This window comes from Legionella geestiana (assembly GCF_004571195.1).
In the GTDB taxonomy this organism is placed as follows: domain Bacteria; phylum Pseudomonadota; class Gammaproteobacteria; order Legionellales; family Legionellaceae; genus Legionella_B; species Legionella_B geestiana.
Map to the genome: position 1 here is coordinate 1,996,466 of NZ_CP038271.1, position 11,885 is coordinate 2,008,350.

The window sequence follows — 11,885 nt, forward strand, 5'->3', positions numbered from 1 at the left end:
CATCAACCCTGTTGACCCTTGAAGAAGTCAAAGAACATTTTGAGCACTGGCGCAAAACCCAAACCCGGCAAGGCTAACTCGTTATGTTAAATTTATCAATAGGTTGTCAGGAATATGCGCATAATATTTTGATTAGGGGCGGGGTTGGTTATATAGCCGAAAAGTCACCCTTTACGGGTATGATAATTAATTTTTTAAATACATATTGCTGTCTGTATGTTGGATTGTATGTGAGGTTAATTGTGGGAAAATATGTTTTATATAAAATAGTGCTTGTTGGTGAGTCGAGGTCCGGAAAAACTGCCTTGCGGTTGAGATATATTGATCAGAGGTTTACTGACGCTTACATGCGCACAATAGGCTTGGATTTTTCACAAAAAACCAGGGCTGACGATGAATGTGAAATAACACTTGCTATCTGGGATATCGACGGAGATAACCGAGAGCACCTGATTACAAGAGGTGTTTCCCGGGGCTGTCATGGCCTCATTGTCAATTTTGATTTGAGTAGCCTTGATTCGTTCCAACGTCTTGAGCAATACATGGAAAGGGCCGTAAAACCCAACTACCCGGAAAATGCCACGATCATGCTGGCCGCCAATAAATCGGATTTGGATCCTGCAGTTGACAAGGAAGCCATTTCGCAGTTCGTGCAGGAATGGAACCAGAAGAATCCGACACATCAGATACGACGGTTTTTTGCAACCAGCGCGAAAAAGAATACCGATGTGACCGAGCTTTTCGATGAGACTGTGTTGGAAATTTTGCGTTCCAGCCACTCGAAAGCACCGGACGAAATGGCTTCCCTTGCGCCTGACTTGAAAACTCAATTTAAACAGGCATATGAAGCGAAGCTGGAGTCAGACCGCGGCAAACTTTGCGGCCTTTTTCGGTTTTTTGCAAAATCGCGAATAGAAGATCGATTGGACAACATGAGTCTTTCCGATATACTTCGTCATGCAAAAAGTGCAAATAACAGAAGCCGTGCCGTATGTGTGGCACTGGGCTGGCTGACCCCACAGGGGCATTTGGCGAGCAGTCTGCCTGAAGCGGCTTCTGAAGAACTTGAGAATGCCGAATCGCAAAATCGGCTTGCCAATTTACGCGCAAAATATCAGCTGAATTAAGTGAAAACTGGTAGGTAACAGGATCACAGCAATGTGGAGTGGCTACTCGACTTCTACTCACCCACGACCCCTCTATGGTTAATAACGGAGGAAGTCAAGGTACGTGTGCAAATGGGTCACTTCACTTTTATCCATGGTGACCTTGTCCGGAATGCCATTTGAGCCAATCGCTTTCTCAAAAAAAGCCCGTGCTGCTGGCTCATCACGTTTTTCTGATAGCATGAAATCAACGGTATTACCTTCCTTATCAACGGCACGGTACAAGTACACCCATTGGCCTTTAACATTAATATATGTCTCATCCATGCGCCATGAAATCCCAACAGGGCTCTTATGGCGCTTGCGGAATTCATCCTCCAGTTGAGGAGCACCATCAATCACCCAGCGATTGATGGTGGAATGATCTACTTTTAACCCGAGTTCCAGAGCCAACTCCTCAATATCACGGTAACTCAATGCATACGCCAGGTACCATCTGATCAGCATCAATATGATATCCTGCTTAAAATGCCTCCACTTGAAACTGAGCATCGTTGAGAGCTCCCATGACATAATACGGATATTATCCCGGCTGACAACTTTTTGCGACAGAACCGGCCTTGGGTATATGGGCAAATTCGAAAAAGCGCCTTTGTCTTTCCTATAAACGGGTGCAAGTGATCCGGTGAAGCCTTCCCTCTATTCGAACTGTCGTCGGTAAAATAATTTCGCCAGTTTTCGCTGATTCCTGCGTATTGCAGCATTAATAATCGCTCGAGGAATCTTTTTTTATACCTGCCCTTCATCTTCCAGCTGATGGCCTCGCCAATAGGCAGTCTATCTTTGTTAGCGATGAGCTCCTCGAGAGGGAAAGTTGCAAAACTAAATTCGATATCGTTTTCTTTGGCATGCTCCTCTATGAGCGTTATGGCCTTGCGGACCACCGGACACCCGGCACCGTCTTTAGTCTTTCCACCACAACATCAAAGCCAAGAGAGGGATGCCAATCTGCGTTGCTATGGCGACGGTGATGGCGGCCAGAAAATCCCAAGGAATGAGACTTTGTTTTTTCGGCCTCCAGCTCCAGACAACATAAAACATAAATAGATAGATGAAAAAGGAGAAGTAGATTAATGAGGAGTAGGCAGGTTGCGTGCTGCAATAAGCCAATATAAAGAATATAGCAGCGCCTGCACTACTAATAAGTAAGCCCGACCGACTCGTTGCTCTGACATATCCAACAAAGCCAAAGAATATATAAAGTATCCCTGCCACAGTGTTCCATCCAGTTTGGCAGTCAAAAAAGTCAAAACAGTCAAAATAAGACCCGGTCAACCACATTCCCAGGCATCCTAATACAAAACCAACGATGATAATGGCAATCAATTGTCTACCCTTTTTATTAATACGCCCTTTCAACCGCGAAGTGCAACAGCGGTTATAAAATGAACATGAACTAGAGTGAGTCACGTGAAGTTGATAGTCTCAAAGGTGCGAACCAAAGGAGATTATCATGGCAGCAGGCTACCATCACGTGACTCGAGACATAAGGTGTCAGATTTACGCTCTGAAATCAATGGGGCAATCACTGAGCAAAATTGCCTTGGCCGTTGGACGTGACAAGTCAACGATTAGTCGTGAAATATCACGTAATACAGGCGGACAGGGCTATCGTTATAAGCAATCTGACGAGAAAGCAAAAGCGCGTCGTAGTGACGCCAGCCAGGCACCGAAAAAGCTAACGAAAGAGATGCAGAGCACCATCAGGGAAAAACTGCTTGAGGACTGGAGTCCTGATCAGATTTCAGGCCGATTAAAGCTTGAAGGTAAGGCGATAAGCCATGAAACCATCTACCAATTTGTCTGGCGCGACAAACGCCGGCGGCAAGCTGTATAAGCATTTACGGCATCGAGGCAAGCGCTACAACAAACGCTCAGCGTGCCGCTCAGTTTTTCCTGATAGGTAACGGGGTCCAGAATCTCAATAAAGAGTTTTGCCGTGTTGTCACGGTGAATGCATTACCCTGCTTTCTACAAAAAAACCAATTTTTGACAAAGATGGCAATATTGCTGGAATCATGGGCAACACCATTGATATCACGTACTTAAAAAAAATAGAAGCGGAGCTGATAGAAGCAAAAAATGCTGCCGAGGTGCCTATTCCGACGAAGTGGATCAGAAATTCCGAAGGAAGTGGATCACTGATTCCGACGCATCTGGATCACTAATTCCGAACGATGTGGATCGCTAGGAGCGAAGCGACGCCTATATTAGTTGAATTAGTTTATTTAACCCATGGCAGTTACACAGAATAATTTACAGGGTCGTATTTTCACAACTTGTCTGGGGTTTCTTTTTATGACAATTTCCGTCTTACTCGAAAAATGTTCCGTCGCACATGGTAATCAGGTTTGAGTCTTTGCCGCTCCAGCTTATCATGTGCATGATCCGACAATAACACTTCACTTCCTCTGGAGAACTGAACCACATCGAGTTGGGACAGGTCTCGCAAGCTGTTTTGATTTTCGGCCGGCGTGCCGCTTTGAGTGCGGTGAGGGTTGGGCTTTGTTCCTGTTTTTCCCTGCTTTCCTCGCTCTCCCGGTTTAGCAACTCCATCGTTGCCAACAACTCCTCTTCCATGACCATATCGGTTTCGTCTTGCATGTTCATAATTTGCCTCCTGTTTCAGTTTGGTACGTTGGGTTTCTATATCCGGATCAACAAAAGTAATTGGGAGGTTATGTTGAATCACAATTTGCAGGATTATTTTTTTAAAAAGCGGCGAGCCATTTACACGAATACAATTGCCATATCGCTGCTGCGCCATCTCCAGCGCTTTTATTAATGTGTCAATCGAACCGCCTTTGGAAATTTTGATCTCATGGCCGTTATTTCGAATAACAGCCTTATCGATTTTGTATATTTCCGTGCCTTCCTTAGTAATTGAGTCAATGAAATTGATATCGACTGGAGACTTATCTGCTCTGTTCCCCGACAGGGAATATTTATCTTTGTTTTTTCGATTCTGAAAACGTAGTGCGGTTAAAGCATCCTGGTCACCATTCTCTGCCTTGTATCTTAGCCAATCAGCCCAGGTTCGATTCTGATGCCCGTCAATCTGGTTTTGGCGTTGGTTGGAATAGTTGTTACGGATTTTCTCAATCTCAGCGAGGAGCGTCTTGCTGATTTGCGTATAGAGATATTTTTTCTGCATGACCGGCATTTTCATTAACTTCAAGGCTTTTCTTTTTAATCGGGCTCGGCTTTTGGCTATTTCAATGGCGGATGCCTTGGCTGTCCGCAGTTTTTTGAGTTTATCGGTGAGGATGATTTTGTTCTTAAGCCTTTCATCACGATATCGGGCATACATCTCGGAATTGGACAAGCTCTTGTTAAGTGGTTCATAGCGATAAGTATTTGTTGAATTGGATTCGCTCTGAAATGAGGAAGGTATAAATTTCCCCAATTTGGACAACAAGTTCTTTTTTGAGAAAGTCCGGGAAACAGAGCTGGCTTTAATCATCAACCCTTTCTTGTCACAGAAAACAAATCCATTGGCTCGGAGTTTAATGGACAACCCATGCGCTGCCAGGGTCTGGTGAAGACCATTCCAGCTGTTGGTCGCCTCTATTTGATCCTTGCAATGGCGTTTCATCCAGTTAATCAGGCTTTCAATACCGGAATGCTGCTCCATGTCATCGGCTAAATTTTCAGACCGTCCTTTTCGTGTTTGATGATTGGTTATTACCAGTCCATACTCAATTTCCAATCGAGTTGCCACCTCCGCAAAGGTTTTATAGGCCCTGTATGGCTCAATCATATTGAGGGTTTTGGGGTGGATTTTATTGATGGCGACATGGATATGAAGGTTATCCGTGTCATGATGGACGGTGCTGATTCTTTGGTGATCTTTAAATCCAACAGAAGATACAACCTGCTCTTCGATGACGTTTAACAGTTTATCAGACAGAACTTCCCCTACGGCAAAAGAGATCAATAAATGATAAGTTTTATCCGCTGAAGCTCGTTGATTTTTGGCCTGGGTTGCCAAAACTTCCTGAACTGCCCAGAGGGGATCGATACTGTTGCAATTTGCCAGGCTAATTTTACCCACCCGTTCCTGCTTGTCCTGAGGATTAGTGATGTATTGGACGAGGCAAGAAAAGCTGCTCAGTCGTGTAGTCTTCATGGGGATATGGCGAATAATCATAGCTTTTTCACCACATCAAACATTGCCTCCTGCAAAACCCTGATTTTCTTGAGCAGGGTCATTATCGTGGCATGGTCAAAATGGGCGACACGCTTATCCTGAGTCAACCAGAGTTTTAACAACCCACCAAGCCTGCCAACATCGGCATTGATTTTAGCCAGCTGGATTACATGGTCTTTATCAATAGCACTTTGCAGCTGATAGCCAAGGCTGATCCGTCTTAGGTATTCCGCAATTGACAAACCAGCATTGGCCGCATTGGCTTTAATTTGTGTTTCTTCATCGGGAAGAACAGGAACGCGCAGGTGACGACCGTTTTTTCTGGTGGGGGATTTGACTATATTGTCCATAAGGATGCTGACCTCTTAACAAAGTGGTTTGCAATCCTTTGGGTATCAAGTTATGACCTCAAATCACTGGATCCCCGTTGAGCACCGAAGGTGCGAATAAGGCTTGTGAAGGTTGATGACCAGCTTGCTGGTTAGCTAACTTCACCTATCTTGCCCAGTGTTTTGAGTTCACTAAGCGTCATCGTATCAGGTAATTTTATGTAATTTCAAGCTTATTTTATGAAACACCATGTAAATTACGGACAATTACCATAAATTACGATAAATCACACTTGAGTGCGTTTAAGCAGAAACTTAATTACGCCAAAAAGAAAGAAAGTTACACAATCTATTGCAGATCAGGGGGAGATTGCATATTATCGGAGATAACAATAATAATTTGATGATATGACATGGGAAGCTCTCTCAGCGAACGAATCGCAGCAAAGCAGGTGGAAAGAAAAGTCTCTGATAAGTCCGTCAATAAAGCCGCTTTTCTCGCACTCAAACAAGATATCGCTGCAGCATTGGCTGATGGTTGGTCTATAAAGCTTGTCTGGGAAACGCTGGTTGAAGAAGGCAAAATCTCATTTTCATACAAAACATTTTGTGGCTATGTGGCACGTTTGATTGTTACAGAACAAAAGCCATCAATGCAGGAAAACACCAAGGATGATGACAAGGCTAAGAGTAAAGCAAAAACCGAAATTCGAGGCTTTACTTTTAATCCCAAACCCAACCTGGAGGAACTCTTGTAATGGCAAAAATTCATATCACACTGCAAGGCAAAGGCGGTGTTGGCAAATCATTTATTTCAGCAACCACAGCCCAGTACAAACAGCACAAAGGTCAAACCCCACTCTGTATTGACACCGACCCAATCAATTCAACCTTTCATGGCTTTAAAGCTTTAAACGTCAACCATGTTCAAGTCATGAGCGGTGACGAAATCAACCCCCGGTTGTTTGATATCCTTATCGAAAAAATTGCGTCTACCACTGAAGATGTAGTCATCGATAATGGCGCCAGTTCTTTTGTACCGTTCTCACACTACCTTATCAGCAATGAGGTTCCGGCATTACTACAGGAATTAGGCCATGAAATAGTCATCCACACCGTCATTACCGGCGGTCAAGCTATGTTTGATACCATTAACGGCTTCGCCCAACTGATTGATCAGTTTGAAAATGAAGCCCAATTTGTCGTCTGGCTCAATCCCTATTGGGGAGAGATAGAGCATGAAGGCAAATCCTTTGAGCAACTGAAAGCCTACCGCGATAACAAAGACAAAATATCAGCTCTAATCCAAATACCCGATCTGAAAAAAGAAACGTACGGCCGGGATTTAACGGAGATGCTGCAACAAAAGCTGACTTTTGACGAAGTGCTGGGTACGCCAGAAAAAAACATCATGACTCGTCAGCGATTAAAAATCGTACGCGACCAGCTGTTTGGGCAGTTAGATAATGCTCGGGTGATCTAATGACTGATCAATTTGATGCAGTGATTCGTGATATTGCTATCAAGCATGGGGTGGTTTTAAGCAAGGATGATCCGATTCTAATCCTGCAGACCATGAATGACAGATTGATTGAAGAAACCCGACAGGCTCAAGCAGCCATGCTGGCACAGTTCAGAGAGGAAATGGAGAGCATTTCCTCTCAATGGAAAGTTGATGCCAAAGAAAAGGCTGAGAAAGTACTTAATGCCGCTTTAGCTAGTAGTAAAGAAGCTATGAACAAAATGCTGAGGGAAGCTACCAATGAATTTGTTCACGTCATCAAAAATGTGATATCAGATTCACTGACAGAAGCAAAGAATTTGACTCAACAGACGAGTAAAGCAAATCGATTTACATTGTTGACATCAGTTTCAATGGTGGCTATTTCTTGTGCATTTATGTTGTACTTACTTATTAATTTTTCAAGGTAACTCATGTGTCCAATTGGAATACATATTTTTATCTCGAGTTTATAATCACACCATCTTTGCTCTCCCGTTGCTCGACTTGAATTAAATGATGGCTTCGTGTAGTATTCTTGGCCATTCAAATCTGTAAAGAGCAAATAATATGTTGAGTGCTACTGGGCTATGCAATTTGGGACTGGATTACTACATAAGAGAAGATAAAGATAGAGCGCCTGGCGATTATGAAAAAGCTCGTTTATGGTTCGAAAGGGCTTTCGAGAAAGCAAGCTCAGATGCCGCATTTTATCTAGGATTAATGTATCGAGATGGACACGGAGTAGCACCTGATTTCATCAAAGCCGTAGAATATTTTGAAGACAGTCAGGTGATTGCAGAAGAGTGGGAGGAAAAAGCTAGTCCACTCGAACGCTTGTCAGCAGATGAACTCTACAAAATCGGTGAGAGTTTTTATCTTGGACAAAATGGCGTACCTCAAGATTATTTGCGTGCCCGCATCTGGTTTGAAAGAGCCCAAAGCGGAGGATTCGCACAGACATTCGAACAAGGGTACGTAGAAGCCGGCTTTTACTTGGGTCTAATATACAGAGACGGCAAAGGAGTCGCGCCTGATTTCCTCAAAGCCATACAACATTTTGAAGACTGCCATGCGCTTGAAGTAGGGTTGGGGCAAGCAGACCCACTCGAACGCTTGTCAGCAGATGAACTCCGTGTAATCGGTAGAAACTTTTATTGGGGAGAAAATGGCGCACCCAAAAATTATTTGCGTGCCCGCACCTGGTTTGAAAGAGCAAGAAACAAAGGAGATGCAACTGCTTGCTATTATTTGGGAATGATACATCGATACGGTGATTGTGGGCCAATAAGCTACAGTAAAGCGCGAGCCTTTTATGAAGAAAGTGCCAAAAAAGGAGAGCCGAATGCAAAGAGATGTCTGGACGAACTGAATCAACTGGACGCTTATGAGCTGGTTAAAATAGCAGAACCGTATTATAAACCCGGGCCTGACTGTGATTACGATGAAGCCTGCGGGCTTTATGAATGGATACTCGAAAAAGGATTGGATTGTTTTAACCGGGTCCCAAAGCTTTTGAGCCTTGCTGTAGCTATTTTTAATCCCCTTTCGTCGAGACGTCAATTATATACAGAAATTTGTTTGCGAACGGGATTGATGTATATCAGTTCAAAACACCCAAAACCGGATTTTGATAAAGGGATCCGCTACCTGCATCGAGCGGCAAAACTGGGCTATATACCGGCGCAAAAAGCGCTGAACTCCTTAAAACCGGATAATACAACGTCTGCTCTCACGGCTTATGTCATAGGAAACGCTTTTAACCCGAACAGCTCAGACCACACGTTTCGTGAAATTACGCTCAAACCCAATGCTTCTCTGGCTCGTCTTTGGTATGAGGAGGCAGCAAGGAAAGGTGAATATCTTGCCTGTAACGAGCTCGGAGAAATGTATGAAAAAGGCGAAGGTGTAGCCGCCGATCCCGTTAAAGCAGCCCAATATTATCAAAAAGCCATCAATCTTGGGCATCCCGGCACCTGGAGGCTTGATTGCTTATTCATAAGCCACCCGGAAACGAGAGATAAGGCCGCAATCGATCCAACACTCACACTCGGCAAATCTTCATGGGCAGAGGATGATGTTCTTGAAAAATTCAGACTGGCCGCAGCCAATGACCATGAAAAAATTAAGGACCTGATCCTCAAGCATCCCGAGTTACTCGATGCAGGCTGTCCTGTTGATGATAGCCAGTTGATATACAATGTCGGTGTCGCCCTTGGAAAAACAACGTCTTATGGTGGTGCAGCAACTGCCGGCGCCATGGTTTTTCCTCCATCGATTATGGTCAGTGCCCCGCTTGCTACCCTGCTTTCATACCTGTCATGGGAGCAAGGTATTATAGATTCACGATCCCGCAAGGGCTGGACCATGCTTGAGTTTGCTGCTGAAGCCCAGGCCATTGACGTAGTGGAAGAATTGATTGGCAAGGGCGCCAAAATTACCCCGCTTTTTTTGCGGCTGGTCAATAAAGCAAAAAACAACATATCTTATTTTGATAGATTGAACGCATTGTTCCGTAATAGCCAATCTTTTGCACAGAGATGCCTCAATGCTATCAAACGACAGGATGCATCGACTGAAGATCGCACTTTTAATGAGCGCAAACTGCTAGTAGCAGAAGAAGCAGTAAAAAAAGCAGGAGGAAAAGCAGAGCTTTTACAATTCGAACTTTACGAAAAAGACCAGGAGATAACAGAACACTTGAGATTTCAGGTCCTGTTCCGTCAGGAATTTAAAATATTATTTCTTGCTGCACGTCGCATGGCCGGCACTATGATTCAGGAAAATGGCATGGAAAGAGGCTTGTTTGACAAAGCATTGGGTATTCCATCTGAAATGGCCAAAAGTACCGGTAAAGAAAAAATCAAATACTTTCTTGGCTCACAAAAGCTCAGAGATCCCGCAGAGCTCGATCTTTCCAAAATTGACAATATCGATGACCTGCTGATGGTGATGAAGGAACAATTGGCGTTGATCGATAAAATACGCCAACTTCCAAACGAAGATCTTAAAAAACGTGCAACGGCATTACATGCCAAATTTGAATCCGGGTACAATGCAACGAAACAATACGCCTTGCAAAAAGACAAGCCTGTCGTTCCTGGCGTGAAAGTACCGCCAAAAGCGGCGCCTGTCGATGCTAAAAAACCCGGAACAAGCACTCCTTCGCAACCAAAACAACAGACGCAAAGCCAGGCAAAACCATTGCCAAAATCTGAAGAGGTTGAGAAAAGAAAAACCATTCCCACTCGGTTCACAGAAGGTAATGGAGACTGCGCATTTCATGCCATTTTTGGAAAGTGGGATGGCGAAATCGTCCGATGCGAAAATGTTAAAGAAAAAAGAGAACAATTAGCGCGAGGCATCGAGAGAAATGATCAGTCAATTAGAGAGTATATTCTTTTAGGCATCCAGGAGCTTGTCATGGACAATGTGGTTGACATTCATGGAAAAACTGTCATTCATGATAAACCTGCCATGATCGCATTACAAAAGGCTTTGCAGGAGTTTGATAGAAAAAATGTCAGAGACTATGATAACGCATGGAAAGCGTTTGAAGAAAAATTAAAAGAAAACATCGAACTGATGAGTCAAATTGATGATTTCATCAAACAATTGCCTCCTGAAGTTCAGGAAACCTATGATGGCAAGAGTTTGAAAGTCAGGTTTGATAAAACCTTGAACGACGATAAAGAGCATAAGCTTAAGGACGCGATAGATAAAAATCCTCAATTAATGCCACTCTATAATGAGGTGAAAAAATATGATGATAAGGCAGATTTTTGGGGAAATTATCAAGTAACCGATGATGTTTTAAAAGAATTTGCCTCCTACATTGAAACAATGGGCATATGGCTTGGTCAGCACAATATCTATATGATCGCTTTCTTCTTTGATATTTCAGTTGATCTCTATGAGAAAGACAGCAATACCGATAAAGGGGGGCTTGCTGGAAGCATTAATCCTGGTCAAAAGGACAAGGTTGCAATTTGTTTTGATGGGATTGGTCATTACGAACAAGTCGTAGAAACCGAAGTGAAAGCCGCCGCCACGCCTGAAACCCCGGCGTCACAAACAGATACAAAAGAACAACCGGCTTCATCTTCCACCTCAACTTTTTTCAAACCCGTTATCATCCGAAAAGAATACGCTTTTGGACTCGTGGAAGCACGAGCCATTTACGACGACACGGACACGTCCGACGATGTTTTGTTCTCAATTATTATAAACCTCATGATAAATCCCGTAAAAAGAGCTTGCGTTCAGCAGTTTTACAACCCGAAATCCCTGAGAATGCAAATTTCTAATGAGTTACAAAACAATCCGGCCAAATACAAAACGTCCTTTGAGCTGAACGTTGAAGATGATGTCAGTTATGAAGACTGGTGCCAGCGTGTAAGAGAAGAAGGCACCCCATTAACCACTCTGGAAATAGAGGCCTTTTGCGAACGCCATAAAATCCCCTGTTTTCTTGCCAGGGGCAAGGGGCAAGGAGGAATTTATATGGGTAGCCAATATAAAACCCCCGACAATCCTCCCATGCTTATCGGAATAAATGATAATGGCACATACAGGGCTTTGGAAATGCCCAAGGGTAAGGATATGGCGTGGCTCGAAACAAAATTGCAATCTGACTCTGTAGGCATTGTTGACTATGAGACAGAAACAGAGTCCGCACAATTCAATGCAGTGTAGTTCAGTCGCTGTGTGACCGTGATATCAATTAATTATTAAAAGAA

The 11,885-nt window shown here is 43.6% G+C and carries 10 protein-coding genes and 1 pseudogene; 7 read left to right on the plus strand and 4 right to left on the minus strand.

The genetic code is table 11. The annotated features are described in order from the left end of the window. The first annotated feature begins 83 nt into the window (after positions 1-83). Positions 84-1,127, plus strand: coding sequence for a Rab family GTPase (locus E4T54_RS08945; RefSeq protein WP_058387066.1), 1,044 nt, complete (start codon positions 84-86; stop codon positions 1,125-1,127). Between the two features lie 123 nt (positions 1,128-1,250). Here E4T54_RS08945 and E4T54_RS08950 read toward each other — a convergent pair. Both E4T54_RS08950 and E4T54_RS08955 read right to left on the minus strand, forming a co-directional pair. Continuing rightward, positions 1,251-1,658, minus strand: a pseudogene (locus E4T54_RS08950) (IS6 family transposase); the annotation flags it as partial. A gap of 411 nt (positions 1,659-2,069) precedes the next feature. Next, positions 2,070-2,492, minus strand: coding sequence for a hypothetical protein (locus E4T54_RS08955; RefSeq protein ID WP_028386421.1), 423 nt, complete (start codon positions 2,490-2,492; stop codon positions 2,070-2,072). Between the two features lie 127 nt (positions 2,493-2,619). Here E4T54_RS08955 and E4T54_RS08960 point away from each other — a divergent pair, with 127 nt between their 5' ends. After that, positions 2,620-3,003: a helix-turn-helix domain-containing protein gene (locus E4T54_RS08960; RefSeq protein WP_051550900.1), complete on the plus strand. Its 384-nt coding sequence runs from the start codon at positions 2,620-2,622 to the stop codon at positions 3,001-3,003. Between the two features lie 181 nt (positions 3,004-3,184). Further along, positions 3,185-3,334: a hypothetical protein gene (locus tag E4T54_RS12030; protein WP_162150888.1), complete on the plus strand. Its 150-nt coding sequence runs from the start codon at positions 3,185-3,187 to the stop codon at positions 3,332-3,334. Positions 3,335-3,462: 128 nt separating this feature from the next. On the opposite strand, the gene traI is transcribed toward E4T54_RS12030, so the two are convergent. Then, a complete protein-coding gene (traI, locus tag E4T54_RS08965; RefSeq protein WP_028386423.1) occupies positions 3,463-5,316 on the minus strand; it encodes a TraI/MobA(P) family conjugative relaxase in 1,854 nt (617 codons plus the stop codon). After that, entirely contained in the window at positions 5,313-5,666 is a 354-nt protein-coding gene (traJ, locus tag E4T54_RS08970; RefSeq protein WP_028386424.1) for a conjugal transfer transcriptional regulator TraJ, read from the minus strand. Before traJ ends, traI begins: the two co-directional genes overlap by 4 nt. Before the next feature lie 392 nt (positions 5,667-6,058). Between traJ and E4T54_RS08975 the strand changes: the two genes are divergently transcribed. The 4 genes from E4T54_RS08975 (at position 6,059) to E4T54_RS08990 (ending at position 11,841) form a co-directional block, all read left to right on the plus strand. Then, the gene (locus tag E4T54_RS08975; RefSeq protein WP_028386425.1) at positions 6,059-6,403 is read left to right on the plus strand and encodes a TraK family protein; all 345 of its coding nucleotides are present in this window, start codon (positions 6,059-6,061) and stop codon (positions 6,401-6,403) included. Beyond that, a complete protein-coding gene (locus E4T54_RS08980) occupies positions 6,403-7,128 on the plus strand; it encodes an ArsA-related P-loop ATPase (RefSeq protein ID WP_028386426.1) in 726 nt (241 codons plus the stop codon). The genes E4T54_RS08975 and E4T54_RS08980 overlap by 1 nt, the downstream gene beginning before the upstream one ends. After that, positions 7,128-7,577, plus strand: coding sequence for a conjugal transfer protein TraM (locus E4T54_RS08985; RefSeq protein ID WP_028386427.1), 450 nt, complete (start codon positions 7,128-7,130; stop codon positions 7,575-7,577). Before E4T54_RS08980 ends, E4T54_RS08985 begins: the two co-directional genes overlap by 1 nt. A 139-nt stretch (positions 7,578-7,716) precedes the next feature. Then, positions 7,717-11,841: a sel1 repeat family protein gene (locus E4T54_RS08990; RefSeq protein WP_081776741.1), complete on the plus strand. Its 4,125-nt coding sequence runs from the start codon at positions 7,717-7,719 to the stop codon at positions 11,839-11,841. The last annotated feature ends 44 nt before the right edge of the window (positions 11,842-11,885 follow it).